This window comes from Novosphingobium endophyticum (assembly GCF_014640675.1).
GTDB lineage: Bacteria > Pseudomonadota > Alphaproteobacteria > Sphingomonadales > Sphingomonadaceae > Novosphingobium > Novosphingobium endophyticum.
The window spans coordinates 37,105-54,605 of sequence record NZ_BMHK01000017.1 but is presented as its reverse complement, the minus strand read 5'-3'; the positions used below and the strand labels follow the sequence as shown (position 1 = coordinate 54,605).

The following is a 17,501-nucleotide window of genomic DNA, read 5'->3' as shown; positions in this document are numbered from 1 at the left end:
GGAGTGGAAGAATGAGCAATCTCGCACCCGTGGTGGCCCGCGTGACGGACCGCATCATCGAACGGTCCAAAGACAGCCGCGCCCGCTATCTCTCACTCGTCGAGCGCGAGGCCGGGCGCCATTCGGACCGCAGCTTCCTGTCATGCTCGAACCTCGCCCACGGGTTTGCGGCATCAGGTGAGGACAAGAGCGCCATCGCCACCGGCGGTGCCTTCAACATCGGTGTAGTCACCGCCTACAATGACATGCTCAGCGCCCACCAGCCCTACGGTCGCTACCCGGAGCAGATGAAGCTCTTCGCCCGCGAAGTGGGCGCGACGGCGCAAGTCGCCGGCGGGGTTCCGGCGATGTGCGACGGCGTGACGCAAGGTTTCGACGGCATGGAGCTGTCGCTCTTCAGCCGCGACACCATTGCGCTCTCCACCGCGATCGCGCTCAGCCATGCGATGTTCGACGGCGTGGCACTGCTCGGCATCTGCGACAAGATCGTCCCCGGCCTGGTGATCGGCGCGCTGCGCTTCGGCCACCTGCCGGCCGTGTTCATTCCTTCCGGCCCGATGCCGACGGGCATCTCCAACAAGGAGAAGCAGAAGACCCGCCAGCTCTACGCCGAAGGCAAGGCCACACGCGAGGACCTGCTCGCCAGCGAGAGCGCCAGCTATCACTCGGCCGGAACCTGCACCTTCTACGGCACCGCCAACTCCAACCAGATGATGATGGAGATGATGGGGCTGCACATGCCCGGCGCTGCCTTCGTGCCGCCCGGCACGCCGCTGCGCCAGGCGCTGACGCGCGCGGCCGTGCACCGGCTCGCCGCGATCGGCCGCAAGAGCAATGACTTTCGCCCGATGGCACGCCTCGTAGACGAGAAGGCCATCGTCAACGCCTTGGTCGGCCTGCTCGCCACCGGTGGCTCGACCAACCACGCGATCCACCTGCCCGCCATGGCGCGCGCGGCGGGCATCGTGATCGACTGGGAGGACTTCGACGAACTCTCCTCGGTCGTACCGCTCATCACCCGCGTCTATCCCAACGGCTCGGGCGACGTGAACCATTTCCACGCCGCCGGCGGCATGGCCTGGGTGGTGCGCGAACTGCTCGATGCCGGTCTTGCCCACGCCGACGTGCTCACGGTCTCCGAAGGCGGCATGCGCGATTATGCGCAGGAGCCCGCGCTGATGGACGATGCCATGGCATGGACCTCGGCACCGACGGTCAGCGGCGACGAGACCATGCTGCGCAGCGTCTCCGATCCGTTCCTGCCCGACGGCGGCATGCGCCTCGTGTCCGGCAATCTCGGCCGCGCCACCTTCAAGACCTCGGCTGTCGACAAGGAGCGCTGGACCGTCGAGGCGCCGTGCCGCGTCTTCGATACGCAGGAAGCCGTCGCCAATGCATTCAAGGCGGGAGAACTCGACAAGGACGTGGTCGTCGTCGTGCGCTTCCAGGGTCCGCGCGCCAACGGCATGCCCGAACTGCACAAGCTCACCCCGCCGCTCGGCGTGCTGCAGGACCGGGGCCACAAGGTCGCGCTCGTCACCGACGGGCGCATGTCGGGCGCTTCGGGCAAGGTGCCGGCGGCGATCCACGTCACCCCCGAGGCGCTGGGAGGCGGGCCTCTGGCCTGTCTGCGCGACGGCGACCTCGTGCGCCTCTCCGCCGAGGATGGCTCGCTCTCGACCACGGCCGATCTCGCAAGCCGCGATCCCGCCCCGGCACCTGCTGCCGAGATGGGCATGGGGCGCGAACTGTTCGCGATGTTCCGCGTGAACGCGAGCGGCGCCGAACAGGGCGGCTCGGCCATGCTGGAAGTGGCGGGGCTGTGATGGGGATGATGGACATGTCCATATCGTCGTCCCGGGCTCGACCCGGGACCGCTGGCGGTGTTTACCCGCGCCCCTTGCCGCGAGCCTGTGCCGAACGACAGCCACCGGTCCCGGGTCGAGCCCGGGACGACGCCCTCCACCACCCTCCTCTTCAGAGGAGGGGGAAATGACTAAACTCGTCGCCATCGACATCGGCGGGACCCATGCCCGCTTTGCCATCGCCAGCGTGACGAAGAACCGCACGATCACCCTCGGCGAGCCGGAAACGCTGCATACGAAGGACCACGCCAGCTTCGAGAGCGCCTGGGAGGCGTTCAGCGAGATGCACGGCGGCAAGCTGCCGCCGGCGATCGCCATGTCGGTCGCCGGCCCCGTCGGAGGCGAGGTGATCCGCTTCACCAACAATCCGTGGATCATCCGCCCCGCGCTGCTCGGGGATAAACTGGGCGCAAAGCGCTGCACGATCGTCAACGACTTCGCCGCCGTTGCCCACGCCGTCGCCTGCGCGCACGAGGACGACTTCGTCCATCTCGCCGGCCCCGAGGACGCCCCGCTGCCTGCCGCTGGCACGATCAGCGTTCTCGGCCCCGGCACCGGCCTGGGCGTCGCGCACCTGTGGCGCGACGGCAAGGGCAGCTATCACGTCCAGGCGACCGAGGGCGGACACATCGACTTCGCCCCGCTCGACCAGATCGAGGACGCCATTCTCGCGCGGCTGAGGAAACGCCACATGCGCGTCTCGGTGGAGCGCGTGGTTTCCGGCCCCGCCATTGTCGACATCTACGAGACGCTGGCCGCCATGGAGGACAAGGCCGTCCATGTGTTGAGCGACGTGGATATCTGGAAGGCAGCCGCAGAAGGCAAGGACCGCCTCGCCGAAGCGGCCGTCGAACGCTTCTGCCTCTCGCTCGGCGCCGCAGCCGGCGACTATGCCCTTGCGCAGGGCGCTGGCGGCGTCGTCATCGCCGGCGGCCTCGGCTACCGGATCCGCGACACCATCCTCAAATCCGGCTTTTCCGACCGCTTCATCGCCAAGGGCCGCTTTGCCGGCATGATGGCAAAGATGCCCGTCAAGCTCATCACCCATCCGCAGCCCGGCCTGTTCGGCGCGGCTGCCGCCTTCGCCAGGGAACATCGTTCATGAACAGCCTGTCCGCATCCGTCGAGAAGGTCATGCGTCTTGCGCCGGTCATCCCGGTGCTGGTGATCGAGGATATCGAACATGCCCTGCCGGTGGCCGAGGCACTCGTCGCCGGCGGCCTGCCCGCGCTCGAAGTGACGCTGCGCACCGAATGCGCGATCGAGGCGATCAAGGTGATGAAGCAGGTCCCCGGCGCCGTCGTCGGCGCGGGCACGGTGCTCAATCCCACCGATCTCGACAGGGCCATCGATGCCGGCGCGGAATTCATTGTCTCGCCGGGCCTTACCGCGACGCTGGGCGAAGCGACGCTCAAGCGCGAGATCCCGTTCCTGCCCGGCACCGCCAACGGCAGCGATATCATGCTCGCGCTCGAACTCGGTCTTGACCGCCTCAAGTTCTTTCCGGCCATGGCCAATGGCGGCCCGCCGGCGCTCAAGGCGATCTCCGGCCCCTTCGGCCAGGTGAAGTTCTGCCCGACCGGCGGCATCAGCCCGGCCAACGCGCCCGAATGGCTGGCGCTCGACGCGGTGATCTGCGTTGGGGGAAGCTGGATGGTACCCAAGGGCAAACCCGATCCGAAGAAAATCGAGGCGGATGCCCGCGCCGCGGCGGGGCTGGCGCCCAAGGGGGCGGCATCGTGACCGGACCGGCGCTTCGCACGGTCCAGGACCTGGAAGAGCGCCTGCGCGAACTGCACAAGCTCACCGCGCAGACGCCGCTCTACAACCCGGTCTTCCAGCTCGGCCTCGAACTCTCGCGCAAACTGGAGAACGGCGAGATGTCGCTGGACGACATTGAGGCTCTGGTGGCCGAGATGGATTGCGAGGGCCTGCGCGCCCGCGCGGCGCGGATCGACCGGCTGCTGACGCCGGTTCCCGTCGCGGATAACGACGCGCGTATCGATGCCGCCGCCGAAGGAGAAGACTTCACCGCATTCGCGCTGCGCTGGCAGCGCCCCGCCGCCCACGTCGTCTTCACGGCGCACCCGACGTTCCTGCTCACCTCCGCCCAGACCGAAGCGATCACGCATTCGGCCTCCCACGGCGACTTCAGCGAAGCTTCCGTCTGCGCCGCCTCGCCCGCGCGCGACACCATCACGCTCGACTACGAGCACGAAAAGGCCATGGCCGCGATCGCGCGCGGCCAGAAGGCGCGCGACCGCATTGTCGCCCGCCTGCTCGACATCGCCGCCACCCGCTGGCCCAGGCGCTGGAAAGACCTGCAGCCGATGCCGGTGCGCTTTGCCCACTGGGTCGGCTACGACATGGACGGGCGCACCGACATTTCGTGGACGACCTCGATCCGCTACCGCCTGCAGGAAAAGGCCATGCGGCTTGCAGGCTATGCCGAGGCCTTGCGCGAACTCGCACCCGAGATCGCCGGGCGCCTCGATCGCGCGAGCAAGCTAGCCGAAGAGATGGCCACCCGCTTCGCCGCCGATCTATCCGCGCCCGAAGCCTTGTCCGAAGCCGCCAATGCCCTCACCGCCGATCACCCCGACAAGCTGGTCAGCCTCGAAGGCGTGATTGCCGAGCTGGAGGAAGAGGCCCGCCACGCCGATCAGAACGTGGCGCGCGATCTGCTCGTCGTCAGGGCCGCAATGCGCGCCGATGGTCTGGGCATGGGCTGGATCCACTTCCGCGTGAACTCCTCGCAGCTTCAGAACGCGATCCGCCGCCGCATCGACCCCGAAGGCAAGCTCAGCCTCGCCAGCCAGGCCGCGCTGGTGAAGATGCGCGAGCTGCTGGCCGAAGTGAAGCCGCTCAAATCGAACTTCGCGGCGCTCGCCATCGAGAACAGCACCGCCGTGCGCCAGTTCCTCGCCATGGCGCAGATCCTCCACCACATCGACGCCGATTCGCCGATCCGCATGCTCGTCGCCGAATGCGAACAGCCGACCACGGTGCTCGCCGCGCTCTACTTCGCGCGCATGTTCGGGATCGACGACAAAGTCGACGTCTCGCCCCTGTTCGAGACCGAGAGCGCGCTCGAGCACGGGGGGCGCTTCCTCGATGCGGTCTTGTCCGAGCCGGCCTACCGCGAATACGCGAGGCGGCGCGGCCGCGTCTCGATCCAGACCGGCTTTTCCGACGCCGGCCGCTTCGTCGGCCAGATCCCCGCCGCGCTTGCCATCGAGCGGCTTCAGGGCCGCCTGGCCGAAGCCATGGCCGCCAATGCCATGACCGATGTCTCCGCGCTGATCTTCAACACCCACGGCGAATCCATGGGACGCGGCGCCCATCCTTCCAGCGTCGATGATCGCTTCGCCTGGCCGATGTCGCCCTGGGCGCGCCGCCGCTTCGTGCGCGCCGGGATCAGGCTCGAACCCGAAGTCTCGTTCCAGGGCGGCGACGGCTACCTCTGGTTCGGCTCGGACGAACTGGCGCTGGCGACGCTCACCCGCATGGCCGAAAAGCCGCTGTGGGGCGCCGACGCGAAGGCGCCGACCGACGTGTTCTACCGCCGCACCGACCTCAGCCTCGATTTCTATCGCGCGATCCGCCGCGTCCAGAACGAGCACCTCGAAAGCGCCACCTACAGCCGCGCGATCACCGCCTTCGGCCTGGGGATGCTGAACGACACCGGCAGCCGCAAGTCGCGCCGCCAGTCAGACCTCGCCGCCGATCGCACGATGAGCCTGCGCCAGATCCGCGCGATCCCGCACAACGCGATCCTCCAGCAGCTCGGCTATCCGGTGAACGTGATCGCCGGCGTCGGCACGGCGGCGGACGGCAACATGGAGGAAATCGCGCAGCTGCTCACCGAAAGCGAGCGCGGCCGCCAGCTCATCCGCCTCGTCCGCTCGGCCAATGCGCTGGCCTCGATCAAGACGGTCGCGGCCTATGGCGAGCTGTTCAACTCCGCCTACTGGGCCAGCCGCCCCTATCGCGGCGACGAGCAGCACATCTCCGATGCCTGCCTGATGATCGGCGAATACCTCACCAAGGATGACCGCGCCGGCGTCTATCGCCGCCTTGCCTCACGCCTGCGCGTGGACTCGCTCAAGCTGCACCGCCTGCTCGCGCTCATCCCGGACGAGACGCCGCAACCCGGACGCGAGCACACGCGTCGCAGCCTGGGCGTGCTGCAATCCTTGAGGATCGCGCTGTTCAAGCACATGTTCCTGCGCGCCGTCATGGTCCCGGTCTTCAGCCGCGCCAATGACATCAGCCGCGAGGACGTGCTGGAGATGTTCTTCACCCTGCGCGTCGACGACGGCCTCTCCCAATTGCGCCGCGCCTTCCCGGTCAGCTTCCCCTCGATCAGTGACTTCAACGTCGATCTGCCGAGCGACTATCCCGATTCCAGCGCGACCGGCTACGTCCGGATCCACACCGACTACATCGACCCGATCGAACGCTCCTATGGCCTGAGCCTCAGGATCACGACCGCCATCGCCAACGAATTCGGCGCGCACGGGTAAACCCGTAACGAAGCGGGTCTATTCATCGGCCTCCAACAGGAGGAACGACTTGGCCGTCTTTTCGATGATTGCCGAGTCCATGTTGTCCGGCAGGATCGCGGCGAGCAGGTTGGTGTCCTTGAGCAGCATCCTGGCGCCGTGCCCGAACAGGCCCGGCTCCGGGATGCGCGCGTAGACTTCGAAACCGAAGCTGCGCCCGGAACTGTGGTTGACCAGTTCGGCAAGCGCGTTGCGCTCGATGCCCAGTGCCTCGCCGGCTCGCAGCGCGGCCTGGGCAAGACCCATGTTGGCCGCCATCAGTGCGTTGTTGACGATCTTGGCTTTCTGTCCCGCCCCCGCCTCGCCGAGCCGGACGATGAGCCTGCCGAAGCTCTCGAACACCGGACGCGCCTGTTCGAAGGCTTCCGGCGAACCGCCGCACATGACCGTCATCGTCCCGGCCTCCGCACCCGGCGCGCCGCCGCTGACCGGCGCATCGACCATCCTGACGCCGTGCTGCGCGCACAGCGCCTCGATCCGCATCGCCGTTTCGGGAAGGACCGTCGAATGCAGCGCCAGCAGGCTGCCGGGCTTCATTACCGGGACCAGCTTGCCGCAGACGTCGAGTACGTCCGCATCGTCGACGACGCACAGGCCCACATGATCGCAGGCCGCGCCAAGCTGTTCCACCGCCCCGGCCACGCTGGCGCCCTTTTCGGCGAATGGCCGGGCCGCCTCCGGCCGGCGTGCCCAGATCGTGAGCGGGAAGCGCTGCAGCATCCGCAGCGCCATTGGACCGCCCTGACTACCGATGCCGACGAATCCGGTACGAATAGCTGCCATTTCCCTGCTCCCGGCATCCGTTGTCTCGCGGCGATCGAAGCGCGCCCGGCGGACGGTGTCCAGCCCTGAACGGGCAGGCCGCGCCTCAGCGGACCGGCATCGTGGGGGCGACGTCGAATCCACAAATCTGGACATGTCAGGCTATCGGGCCACCAATGGTGCGCGGCTCTTCCGCATGACGCAGCCACGGGGTTATTCATGCGCTAGAACAGTACCGCCCATCAAGAGGACGGACGAAAGGAGAGAGACCATGGACACCGAACAACAGGCCATGCGCGAGCTTCTGGACCGGGAGGCCATGCGGTGCTGCCTCGCGCGCCTTGCGCGGGGCGAGGACCGCCGCAGCGCGGAGCTGATCCGCACCTGCTGGTGGCCCAATGCCCGGTTCGACTACGGCGTCCACGCCGGCGACTTCGAAACCTACCTCGCCTGGGTCGTCCCGGGCACCGACGCGATCAAGGATACCCAGCACATCCTCGGCCAGTCGCACATCGAACTGGCCGGGAACATGGCCAGGGCGGAAACTCACGTCCTGTCGTACCATCGCGTGGATATGGGCAGCGGGGATCGGGACACCTGCATTGGCGGCCGCTATCTCGACACATTCGAAAGGCGCGGCACCGAGTGGCGGATCATCGACCGCGTGCTGCTCTACGACTTCGAGCAGGAATGGGGCGAAGCCGCCGACTGGTCCCGGGGCGTGATGGGCTATCCCTTCTCCGACCAGCATTTTCCCGGCCGCGCCAAGGGCGATTTCAGCGAGACGTGGTTTGAAGGCAACTGGTTTGACGGGGGCAAGCCTTGAACGCGCTGCTGGCGGGCAAGGTGGCCCTCGTCACCGGCGCGAGCCGGGGCATCGGCAAGGGCATCGCCCTCGTCCTCGCCGAACAGGGCGCCACGGTCTATGTTACCGGCCGCACGGTGAAGGAAGGCGACTACTACCTTCCCGGAACCGTCGGCAGCACCGCCGCCGAATGCACCAGGCGCGGCCGGGACAGCGGGGGCAAGGGCATCGCGGTCGCCTGCGACCACGGTGACGACGACGCCGTGGCCCGGCTGTTCGAACAGATCGGCAGCGAGCAGGGCCGGCTCGACATCCTCGTCAACAATGCCTTCACGCTTTCCGACGACCTGCTGGAGCCCAAGGGGTTCTGGGAAAAGCCGCTCTCGAACCTCGAGATGTGGGACGTCGGCGTAAAGTCGAACTTCGTCGCCGCCTGGCATGCCGCGCGGATCATGGCGCCGCAGAAGTCGGGGCTGATCGTCGCGATCTCGGGCTATACCGGCGTCACGTATACCTACGGCGTGATCTTCGGCACCGCGAAGGCGGCGGTCGACCGCATGAGCCGCGACATGGCGATAGAGCTGGAGCCCTGCAACGTCGCCTCGGTATCGCTCTGGCAGGGGCTGACGCTGACGGAAAAGGCGCGGCACAATCTGGCGCAGATGGCCGACAGGATGACCGCCTCCGTCACCGGGCAGACGGGCAGCTCCGTGGAGCACCCGGGTCGCGTCATCGCCGCGATGGCCGCCGACCCCCGGATCATGAAACGCTCGGGCGCGACCTACATCACCGCCGAACTCGCCGACGAATACGGCATCACCGACATAGACGGGCGCCGCATCGAATCGATGCGCGAAAAGCGCGGCGCGCCGCTGTGGGGACCGATCAGCGAGAACGACTATCATGGCCACTGACCGCGAAAGACGCCTCGACGAACTGCTGGACAAGCAGGACATCCACGAATGCCTCGCCCGCTTCTCCCGGGGCATGGACCGGTTCGACAGGGACATCTACCTCTCCGCCTTCTGGGAAGACGCGCAGATGGCCGCCGGCCCTTTCGTCGGCAGCGCGGCGGACTGCTGGGACTGGGCCGTGCCGATGCACGAGGCGGGGCAGATACTGACGCATCACGCGCTGCTGCAGACCATGATCGACCTCGACGGCGACACGGCGCATGCGGAGACATACTACCAGTTCATCGGCCGCAACCGCGACGAGAGCCTGTGGATCGCGGGCGGGCGCTATATCGACCGGCTGGAGAAGCGGGAGAGCGTCTGGAAGATCGCGCTCAGGACCAATGTGATCGAATGGAGCTGCGCGCCGCCGCCAATGCCGATCCCTTTCGCCGACGTGCCGGACATCGCGGAAAACGGGGTTTCCTCACGCAGCCGGCAGGATCCTTCCTACCAGCGGCCGCTCGTCAACCGGCGCGCGCCGAACAATCCCGCGAAAGCCTGACCGGCCGGAGTGGACTTCCCCCCGTTCGTTACTTATATTGCAAATACGCGCAATAAAGAAACAACGGGGATGACATGGTCCCGGCTCGATCCGCACCCGCGAACCAGCACGAAACACTCTTCCGCCTGCTTGCCGCAGCCACCGACGAGAGGCGCGCGGCTTTCGCGCTGACGACGCTCGCGATCGATCCCGCGCTGGGCGGCACATCGGACCGGCCGGTCCGCGCACAAGTCGCCATGGCGCTGAACGCGGCGTTGTTTCTCGACCTGCTGGACCGCGTGCCGACCGCCGCGCGCTATGTCGCCGCGCTGCGCGAGAAGGGCGAGACCGTCGTCTTCGACCACGGCGCGCTGCGCACCATCGACGGGGAAACCGGCGCGCTGCCTGCGGGGTTCCGGGCCTTCACCCGATTCCTGACGCCGCTAGGCTACGAGGTGGGCGGCCTCTACCCCTTGCCCCGGCTGCGGATGACGGGCCGCGCCCTCGTCCATCACGACTTGCCCGAGACGGTGCCGCAGTTCTTCGTGTCCGAACTCCATGTGTCCGAACTGCCCGAACCGGCGCAGGCGGCGGCGCGGCGCGTCTTCGACCAGTCGCGCGATCCGCTCGGCGCGGCGGAACGGGCGGCGCTGGGCGTGCTCGAACGGCAGGGTTCCTGCTCGCTGGAAGAGGGGGCAACGATCGTCACCGGCGCCCTGCGCGCGTTCGAACGCCAGCACCCGGCCCCGGCCCTCGCCGACTACGAAGCCCTGTTCGAGCACAGCCGCGAAGCCGCCTGGATCGCCACCGAGGGCAATGCCTTCAACCACGCCACGACCCGCGTCGCCGATGTTGATGCACTCGCCGAGGAGTTGCGGCAGGCCGGCTATCCGATGAAGCCGGACGTGGAGGTGTCGCAGAACGGCCGCGTGCGCCAGACCGCGATCCTGGCCGACAAGGTGCAGCGCCCCTTCCGCCTGACCGACGGTTCCGAAGTGCTGCGCGAGGTGCCCGGTTCGTTCTACGAGTTCATCACCCGCGACGTGGACCCCGCGACAGGCAGGCTGGACCTGACATTCGATTCGGGCAACGCCACCGGCATCTTCGCGGTCACGAGGCAGCCATGAGCCTGATCCGATCAATCGACCCCGCGACCGGCGAGCCTGTCTGGGAAGGCGCGGGCGCCGTCGCGGAAGAAGTTTCCGCCGCGCTGCTGCGCGCCCGCGAGGCATTTCCGGGCTGGGCCGCGCTGCCAGTCGAGACCCGCATCGGGGCGGTGCAGCGGTTCAAAGCCGTTCTCGAAGCCCGCAGGGATGCGATGGCCGAGACGATCTCACGCGAGACCGGCAAGCCGCGCTGGGAGAGCCTCGCCGAACTGGGATCGATGATCGGCAAGGTCGATATCTCGATCGCGGCGCAGGCCGAGCGGGCGGGCGAGAAACGCGGCGCCATGCCTTTCGGCGAGGCCGTGCTGCGCCATCGGCCGCACGGCGTGATGGCCGTGCTCGGCCCCTTCAACTTCCCCGGCCACCTGCCCAACGGCCACATCGTCCCCGCCCTGCTGGCGGGCAATACGGTCGTGTTCAAACCCTCCGAGATGACCCCGGCGACCGGCGAGGCCATGGCCGGTGCGTGGACTGAGGCCGGCCTGCCCGATGGCGTGTTCCAGATCGTCCAGGGCGCGCGCGAGACCGGCGAGGCACTGGTTTCCGGCGACATCGACGGCCTGCTGTTCACCGGATCGGCCGGCGCGGGAGCATACTTCCGACGCCTCTTCGCCGAACGGCCGCATGTGATCCTGGCGCTGGAGCTGGGCGGCAACAATCCGCTCGTCGCCTGGGACGGCGATGTCGGGGAAGCGGCGGCGGTGGTCGTGCAATCGGCCTTCGTCACCACCGGCCAGCGCTGCTCCTGCGCCCGGCGGCTGATCGTTCCTGAAAACAGCTTCGGCGCCGAGCTGGTCGAGGCGGTCGCGGCGCTGGCGGACCGGCTGACGATCGGCGCGTGGGACGATGAGCCGCAGCCCTATATCGGTCCGCTGACCTCCGCTGCGGCAGCAGCCACCGCCGCGAAACAGGTCGCCGGCCTCGTGGAACGCGGCGCACGCGTGATCCGGCCCTTCGAGGGGATCGAAGGCCGCAGCGATGCTTTCGTGCGCCCCGCCCTGCTCGACGTCACCGGCATTTCCGTCCCCGACGAGGAGATCTTCGCCCCCGTCCTCCAGGTCAACCGCGTGCCGGACGTCGGCGCGGCGATGGACGCCGCCAACAATACCCGCTTCGGCCTCTCCGCCGGGCTCATCAGCGACGACAATGCGCTCTGGCAGCGCTTCATCCTCGAAAGCCGCGCGGGCGTCGTCAACCGCAACCGCCCTACCACCGGAGCAGCGGGTTCAATGCCCTTTGGCGGGCTCGGGGAAAGCGGCAATCACCGGCCGAGTGCTTATTACGCCGCCGACTACTGCGCCTATCCGGTCGCCAGCTTCGAGGCAGCGAGCGCGGCGGGCAGCACGGAAGCGCTCGACGGGAAGCTGCGGACATGAGCGCGCTCACCAGCGAAGAACGCGACCTGATCGAACCGATCGAGCGCCCGCCGATCCTGCAGCGCACGCTCGACTGGGCGGCGGTCAACAGCGGCACCGCCAATCTCGAAGGCCTCGCCGACATGGCGGCGCGCCTTGCCGATGCCTTTTCCGTGCTGCCCGGCGAAGTCCGGCTGGTCGAACCCGCGAGGGTCGAAAAGGTCGACGCCGAAGGGAAGCCGCGCGCCGTGAGCCACGGCCGCCATCTCGTCCTCTCGGTCCGACCCGAGGCCGGCCGCCGCGTGATCCTGACCGGCCATATGGACACGGTCTATGCCAGGGACCACCCGTTCCAGACCTGCGACTGGATCGACGACAATACCCTGCACGGCCCCGGCACGGCGGATATGAAAGGCGGCCTTTCGCTGATGCTGGCCGGTCTTGCCGCCTATGAGAGCGGCAATCCCACGCTCGGCTACGACGTGATGATAAACAGCGACGAGGAAACCGGATCGCTCTCCTCCGCCCCGCTGATCGCCGAACTGGCGCACGGCAAGCTCGCCGCCCTGACTTACGAGCCGGCGCTGCCCGGCGGGATCATGGCCCGTTCGCGGCCCGGATCGGGCAACTATGCCGCCGTCGTCACCGGGAAATCCGCCCATGCCGGGCGCAATCCCGAAGAAGGACGCAATGCCGTGGTTGCCGCTTCGGACCTCGCGATGCGGCTCGCCGCCGGCCGGCGTGACGGGCTTTCGGTGAACCCCGCCCGCATCGAGGGCGGCGCGCCCAACAATACGGTGCCCGACCTTGCCATCCTGCACTTCAACATCCGCCCGCGCGCGCCGGATCTTGCAGAACTGGCCGCACGGATGATCGACAGCGCCATCGCCGAAATCTCCACCCGGCACGACGTGCAGATCCATCTTCACGGCGGCGTCTCGCGTCCGCCCAAGCCGGTCGATGCGAAGACCGAAGCGCTCTTCGGCCTCGTCTCGAAGGCCGCCGCCGATCTCGGCCAGCACATGACCTGGCAGGATACCGGCGGGGTGTGCGACGGCAACAACATCGCCGCCTGCGGTGTGCCCGTGATCGACACCATGGGCGCCTGCGGCGGGGCGATCCACTCGCCCGACGAATTCCTGCTGGTCGACTCGCTCGAAGCCCGCGCCCGCCTCACCGCGCTGGTGATGCACCGGCTGGAGCGTGAACGCTCTTGACCGCGCCGCACGCCTTTCCGTCCGCGCAGTCACCGTCATCCCGGACTTGCTCCGGGACCGGTGGCGGTGTTTACGAGGGACCGCGCCGAACGACCGCCACCGGTCCCGGAGCAAGTCCGGGATGACGATCAAGACAATCGCGCCCCGACCGCCACGGAGTACCGGTATGACATTCCTCTTCCGCCCCGCCCGCGAAAACGACCTCGACGCACTCTACCGCATGGCGAAGGGAACCGGCGGCGGCTTCACCAACCTCCCGCCCGACAAGCCGACGCTGAAGGCCAAGCTGGAACGCGCCACCCGCGCCTTCGCCCGCGAGGAGGACACGCTGAACGACGACCTGTTCGTCTTCATCCTGGAGGATGTCGAGACCGGCAAGGTCCGCGGCACATGCCAGATCTTCTCGCAGGTGGGCACCGAGCTGCCATTCTATTCCTACCGCATCGGCCGCATCACCCAGCATTCCAAGGAACTCGACCGCACCTTTCGCGCGGAAATGCTGACGCTCTGCACCGACCTTGACGGATCGAGCGAAGTAGGGGGTCTCTATCTCGATGCGACCGAGCGTTCGGCCGGCGTCGGCAAGCTGCTGGCCCGCAGCCGCTACCTCTTCATGCGCGCCCACCGCGCGAAATTCGCCGACCGCACCCTGGCCGAACTGCGCGGCGCGATCGACGATGCCGGCAACTCGCCGTTCTGGGACGGTCTGGCCGGGCGCTTCTTCGACATGAGCTTTCGCGATGCCGACGAGTTCAACGCCCGCCACGGCAACCAGTTCATCGCCGACCTCATGCCCAAGCACCCGATCTATACCGCGCTCCTGTCCGAAGGGGCGCGGCAGGTCATGGGCCAGCCCCACTACTCGGGCCGGCCCGCGATGCGGATGCTCGAAAGCGAAGGTTTTTCCTTCCAGAACTACATCGACATCTTCGACGGCGGCCCGACCATGACCGTCGATACCGACCGTATCCGCACCATCCGCGAGGCGAAGGACGGCAAAGTCGCGGCGCTCACGGGCGCGGACGGCCCGACGCACATCCTCTCCTGCGGCCGGAGAGGCGAGTTTCGCGCCTGCCTCGGATGCGTGGCCGAGGCGGAGGGAGGCGTGACGCTCGACGAGCAGGCGGCCGGGCTGCTGCAGGTGCGCATCGGCGACACCATCACTTATGCTCCGGCCTGAGGGTTGAGATGATTACCGAGATCAACTTCGACGGGATCGTCGGGCCCAGCCACAACTACGCCGGGCTCAGTCTAGGCAACCTCGCCTCCACGCGCAATTTCGGCAAAGTCTCGCGCCCGCGCGATGCGGCGCTGCAAGGCCTCGCCAAGATGCGCGCCAATCTGGAACGCGGGCTGCCGCAGGGCTTCTTCCTGCCCCAGCGCCGGCCCGACGAAGGCTGGCTGCGACAACTCGGCACGACCATAGCCGAGGCAAGCCCCGCCTTGCGCGCCAATGCCTTGTCCGCCTCCTCGATGTGGGCGGCCAATGCCGCGACCGTCTCGCCGGGGCCGGACACGGCCGACGGGCGCTGCCATCTTACCGTCGCCAACCTCGCGACGATGCCGCACCGCAGCCACGAATGGCGCGAGACGCTGGCCCAGTTGCGGATCGCCTTCGCCGACGCGGCACACTTCGCGGTTCATGCCCCGGTCCCCCCGCCGTTCGGAGACGAAGGTGCGGCCAACCACATGCGGCTCACCCGCAGCCACTCGGAGCCGGGCATCGAAGTCTTCGTGTTCGGCGAAAACGGCGGCCCCTTCCCTGCCCGCCAGCACCGCGAGTCCAGCGCCGCCGTCGCCCGGCGGCATGGCCTCGACCCGGCGCACACCGTGTTCGCGCAGCAGTCGGAAGAAGCGATCGCGGCGGGCGCGTTCCACAACGATGTCGTCGCCGTCGCCAACGAGCGCGTCTTGTTCACCCACGAGCACGCCTTCGCCGCCCGCGAGGCGCTCTATGCCGAACTGCGCGAGAAATTCGCGGAAATCGAGATCGTCGAAGTTCCCGCCAGCGCCGTCAGCCTCGCGGACGCGATCACCTCCTACCTGTTCAACGCCCAGCTCGTGACGCTGCCCTCCGGCGAGATGGCGCTGGTCCTGCCCGGCGAGGCGCGCGAGACGCCCGCCGTCTGGCGGTGGCTCGAAGCCCACGTCGCCGGCAACGGTCCGATCCGCCACCTCTTCGTCCACGACTTGCGCGAATCCATGGCCAACGGCGGCGGCCCCGCCTGCCTGCGCCTGCGCGTCGTCGCCGACCCGGCGAGCGTGGACCCGCGCTTCATCGCCACGGGTGAAAAGCTGGACCGGATCGAGGCAGTGGTGCGCAAGTGCTGGCCGGAGCAGATCGCCGTCGAGGATCTCTCCACCCCGGCCCTGTGGCGCGACTTCCTAGCGGCACGGGCGGCCCTGTGCGCGGAACTGGACTTGAATGAGCTGGACCGGGAGTTTTTCTGATGGTCCGCTACCGGGCGCGGCCTTCGACAAGCTCAGGCTGAGCGGGGTTGGAAGACTGTGTGGAATGGGCAGCTAGCAGTCACTTCAAAGCTTGCAGCTTCGGATCTGGTGCAATTCAATCTGGTCAGGCGGGAATTGACTTCTGTATGTCACTACCGCTCCATTAAAAGAGGGAACGATCGACAATACTACAGACGAATTTTCATTCATATAAGTAACTCCAAGAATGGAGTCGACACCTTTAAACGGCATATAATGCATTTTGTTGCGACTTATTGTAGCAGTTATTCCCGGACATTCTTTCAATGCATGGACACTCCTATCCGCTGCAAGCTGAAATTGCAGAGGAGGTTCCGGCTTCTGACTGTGCAAAACGAATGCCAAGGTCACAAGAAGCAGACCAAGAACGATCGGACGCGAACGCATGACCTGCTATGCCGCAGTGAAGAGATGTCCGCAATGACGCGCAACCGGAACACCCCCAACCCCGCTCAGCCTGAGCCTGTCGAAGGCCGTCGCCAGCGCCCCCTCACCCCTTCGGACAATCCGGCTGATTGTCCGGATGCGCCGCCACGAAGGCCGGATGCTCAAGGCAGGCCGCCTCGATGCGCGTCATGTGCGGCATGGCCGAAAGGTCGAAATCGAAACGCCGCGCGTTGTAGAGTTGCGGGATCAGCACGCACTCGAACAGGCCCGGACCATCGAACAGGAAGTCTCCCGCCCCTCGCTCCGCCAGCTTCGCCTCCACCGGCACGAGCGTCCTGGCGAGCCAGTGGCGGTACCAGGTGTCGATCTCGTCCTGCGAGTGGCCAAGCTCGTGCTTGAGGTAGCGCAGCACCGGCAGGTTGAGCGGTGCGTGGAGTTCAGTGGCGATGGCCATTGCCAGCTCACGCATCACGAAACGGTCTTCGGTATCGGCGGGCAGCAACGAGCGGTCGCGATGCCGTTCGTCGAGCCATTCGAGGATTGCCATCGACTGGGTGTAGACCCTGCCGTCCGCTTCCAGCGCCGGCACGCCCGCGAAAGGGTTGAGCTTGCGGTACGCTTCGCCGCGCTGTTCTGATTCGAGCAGGTTCACCGGCACGATCTCGTAATCCAGCCCCTTGAGGTTCAGCGCGATGCGCACGCGGTAGCTGGTGGAGCTGCGGTAGTAGGCATGGAGGCGCAAGGCCGGTGCTCCCTTCAGGTTTCGGCGGCGATCTTCTCGTGCAGCCAGGCCGCGTGGCGCGGGGCTTTCCGGGTGCGGGACCACTCCTCCAGCATGTCCTCGGCCACGTCGCGCAGGCGCTGCATCTGATCAGGCGTACCGAACTGCCAGGCAAGTTCAAGCCGGTGGCCGTTGGGATCGAAGAAATAGATCGACTTGAAGACGCCGTGATGCGTCGGTCCGACGACATCGAGCCCGTGCGCCTCGGCGCGGGCCTTGGCATCCATCAGGGCCTCCTCGCTGTCGACCTTGAAGGCGATATGCTGAACCCAGTCGGGTGTCGCCGCATCGCGGCCCATCTCGGGCGCATTCGGCAATTCGAAGAAGGCGAGCACGTTGCCGCCGCCCGCGTCCAGGAACACATGCATGTAGGGGTCGGGATCACCGGTGGAGGGCACCGCGTCCTCGGCGATGGCGAGCATGAAATCCATGCCCATGACATCGCGGTAGAAATCGACCGTCTCCTTGGCGTCCTTGCAGCGATAGGCGACGTGGTGGATACCGCCGAGGGAGGGGGCTTTTGCTTCGGTCATCTTCTCTCTCTCCTCGTCATCCCGGGCTCGCCCCGGGACCGGTAGCGGTGTTTACGCGCAGCCCCTGCGAGGGGGCTCTGCACGAGATGGCGTGCCGAACGACCGCCACCGGTCCCGGATCAAGTCCGGGATGACGGT

At 67.3% G+C, this 17,501-nt stretch carries 15 protein-coding genes; 12 read left to right on the top strand and 3 right to left on the bottom strand.

Annotated features, from left to right (window positions below; translation table 11 throughout):
• Positions 1 to 11: 11 nt before the first annotated feature.
• The 4 genes from edd to IEX32_RS13070 all read left to right on the top strand — a co-directional run bounded on the left by edd (position 12) and on the right by IEX32_RS13070 (position 6,391).
• Positions 12 to 1,826 carry a phosphogluconate dehydratase gene (edd, locus tag IEX32_RS13085; protein ID WP_188771987.1) on the top strand — a complete coding sequence of 605 codons (1,815 nt, stop codon included), beginning with the start codon at positions 12 to 14 and terminating at the stop codon, positions 1,824 to 1,826.
• 166 nt (positions 1,827 to 1,992) lie between these two features.
• Positions 1,993 to 2,970 carry a glucokinase gene (glk, locus tag IEX32_RS13080; RefSeq protein WP_188771986.1) on the top strand — a complete coding sequence of 326 codons (978 nt, stop codon included), beginning with the start codon at positions 1,993 to 1,995 and terminating at the stop codon, positions 2,968 to 2,970.
• On the top strand, positions 2,967 to 3,608 hold the full coding sequence (eda, locus tag IEX32_RS13075) for a bifunctional 4-hydroxy-2-oxoglutarate aldolase/2-dehydro-3-deoxy-phosphogluconate aldolase (RefSeq protein ID WP_188771985.1): 642 nt from the start codon (positions 2,967 to 2,969) through the stop codon (positions 3,606 to 3,608). The genes glk and eda overlap by 4 nt, the downstream gene beginning before the upstream one ends.
• On the top strand, positions 3,605 to 6,391 hold the full coding sequence (locus tag IEX32_RS13070; RefSeq protein WP_188771984.1) for a phosphoenolpyruvate carboxylase: 2,787 nt from the start codon (positions 3,605 to 3,607) through the stop codon (positions 6,389 to 6,391). Before eda ends, IEX32_RS13070 begins: the two co-directional genes overlap by 4 nt.
• Before the next feature lie 18 nt (positions 6,392 to 6,409).
• On the opposite strand, the gene IEX32_RS13065 is transcribed toward IEX32_RS13070, so the two are convergent.
• On the bottom strand, positions 6,410 to 7,213 hold the full coding sequence (locus IEX32_RS13065) for an NAD(P)-dependent oxidoreductase (protein ID WP_188771983.1): 804 nt from the start codon (positions 7,211 to 7,213) through the stop codon (positions 6,410 to 6,412).
• 250 nt (positions 7,214 to 7,463) lie between these two features.
• Between IEX32_RS13065 and IEX32_RS13060 the strand changes: the two genes are divergently transcribed.
• The 8 genes from IEX32_RS13060 (at position 7,464) to IEX32_RS13025 (ending at position 15,623) form a co-directional block, all read left to right on the top strand.
• The gene (locus IEX32_RS13060) at positions 7,464 to 8,018 is read left to right on the top strand and encodes a nuclear transport factor 2 family protein (RefSeq protein WP_229736361.1); all 555 of its coding nucleotides are present in this window, start codon (positions 7,464 to 7,466) and stop codon (positions 8,016 to 8,018) included.
• Positions 8,015 to 8,911: an SDR family NAD(P)-dependent oxidoreductase gene (locus IEX32_RS13055; protein ID WP_188771982.1), complete on the top strand. Its 897-nt coding sequence runs from the start codon at positions 8,015 to 8,017 to the stop codon at positions 8,909 to 8,911. Before IEX32_RS13060 ends, IEX32_RS13055 begins: the two co-directional genes overlap by 4 nt.
• On the top strand, positions 8,901 to 9,455 hold the full coding sequence (locus tag IEX32_RS13050; protein ID WP_188771981.1) for a nuclear transport factor 2 family protein: 555 nt from the start codon (positions 8,901 to 8,903) through the stop codon (positions 9,453 to 9,455). The genes IEX32_RS13055 and IEX32_RS13050 overlap by 11 nt, the downstream gene beginning before the upstream one ends.
• 74 nt (positions 9,456 to 9,529) lie before the next feature.
• Positions 9,530 to 10,561, top strand: coding sequence for a 2-oxoadipate dioxygenase/decarboxylase family protein (locus tag IEX32_RS13045; protein WP_188771980.1), 1,032 nt, complete (start codon positions 9,530 to 9,532; stop codon positions 10,559 to 10,561).
• Entirely contained in the window at positions 10,558 to 11,976 is a 1,419-nt protein-coding gene (gene astD, locus IEX32_RS13040; protein ID WP_188771979.1) for a succinylglutamate-semialdehyde dehydrogenase, read from the top strand. Before IEX32_RS13045 ends, astD begins: the two co-directional genes overlap by 4 nt.
• A complete protein-coding gene (locus IEX32_RS13035) occupies positions 11,973 to 13,172 on the top strand; it encodes a hydrolase (protein WP_188771978.1) in 1,200 nt (399 codons plus the stop codon). Before astD ends, IEX32_RS13035 begins: the two co-directional genes overlap by 4 nt.
• Before the next feature lie 166 nt (positions 13,173 to 13,338).
• The gene (astA, locus tag IEX32_RS13030; protein ID WP_188771977.1) at positions 13,339 to 14,352 is read left to right on the top strand and encodes an arginine N-succinyltransferase; all 1,014 of its coding nucleotides are present in this window, start codon (positions 13,339 to 13,341) and stop codon (positions 14,350 to 14,352) included.
• A gap of 8 nt (positions 14,353 to 14,360) precedes the next feature.
• The gene (locus IEX32_RS13025; RefSeq protein ID WP_188771976.1) at positions 14,361 to 15,623 is read left to right on the top strand and encodes an N-succinylarginine dihydrolase; all 1,263 of its coding nucleotides are present in this window, start codon (positions 14,361 to 14,363) and stop codon (positions 15,621 to 15,623) included.
• A gap of 529 nt (positions 15,624 to 16,152) precedes the next feature.
• Here the strand turns inward: IEX32_RS13025 and maiA are convergent.
• Both maiA and IEX32_RS13015 read right to left on the bottom strand, forming a co-directional pair.
• Entirely contained in the window at positions 16,153 to 16,791 is a 639-nt protein-coding gene (gene maiA / locus IEX32_RS13020) for a maleylacetoacetate isomerase (protein WP_188771975.1), read from the bottom strand.
• A gap of 14 nt (positions 16,792 to 16,805) precedes the next feature.
• A complete protein-coding gene (locus IEX32_RS13015; protein WP_188771974.1) occupies positions 16,806 to 17,363 on the bottom strand; it encodes a VOC family protein in 558 nt (185 codons plus the stop codon).
• Between the last annotated feature and the right edge of the window lie 138 nt (positions 17,364 to 17,501).

Bases quoted from the DNA above. Each gene is read 5' to 3' on its own strand.
- edd (WP_188771987.1), top strand. From the start codon at position 12: ATGAGCAATCTCGCACCCGTGGTGGCCCGCGTGACGGACCGCATCATC.
- glk (WP_188771986.1), top strand. From the start codon at position 1,993: ATGACTAAACTCGTCGCCATCGACATCGGCGGGACCCATGCCCGCTTT.
- eda (WP_188771985.1), top strand. From the start codon at position 2,967: ATGAACAGCCTGTCCGCATCCGTCGAGAAGGTCATGCGTCTTGCGCCG.
- IEX32_RS13065 (WP_188771983.1), bottom strand. From the start codon at position 7,213: ATGGCAGCTATTCGTACCGGATTCGTCGGCATCGGTAGTCAGGGCGGT.
- IEX32_RS13060 (WP_229736361.1), top strand. From the start codon at position 7,464: ATGGACACCGAACAACAGGCCATGCGCGAGCTTCTGGACCGGGAGGCC.
- IEX32_RS13050 (WP_188771981.1), top strand. From the start codon at position 8,901: ATGGCCACTGACCGCGAAAGACGCCTCGACGAACTGCTGGACAAGCAG.
- IEX32_RS13045 (WP_188771980.1), top strand. From the start codon at position 9,530: ATGGTCCCGGCTCGATCCGCACCCGCGAACCAGCACGAAACACTCTTC.
- astD (WP_188771979.1), top strand. From the start codon at position 10,558: ATGAGCCTGATCCGATCAATCGACCCCGCGACCGGCGAGCCTGTCTGG.
- IEX32_RS13035 (WP_188771978.1), top strand. From the start codon at position 11,973: ATGAGCGCGCTCACCAGCGAAGAACGCGACCTGATCGAACCGATCGAG.
- astA (WP_188771977.1), top strand. From the start codon at position 13,339: ATGACATTCCTCTTCCGCCCCGCCCGCGAAAACGACCTCGACGCACTC.
- IEX32_RS13025 (WP_188771976.1), top strand. From the start codon at position 14,361: ATGATTACCGAGATCAACTTCGACGGGATCGTCGGGCCCAGCCACAAC.
- IEX32_RS13015 (WP_188771974.1), bottom strand. From the start codon at position 17,363: ATGACCGAAGCAAAAGCCCCCTCCCTCGGCGGTATCCACCACGTCGCC.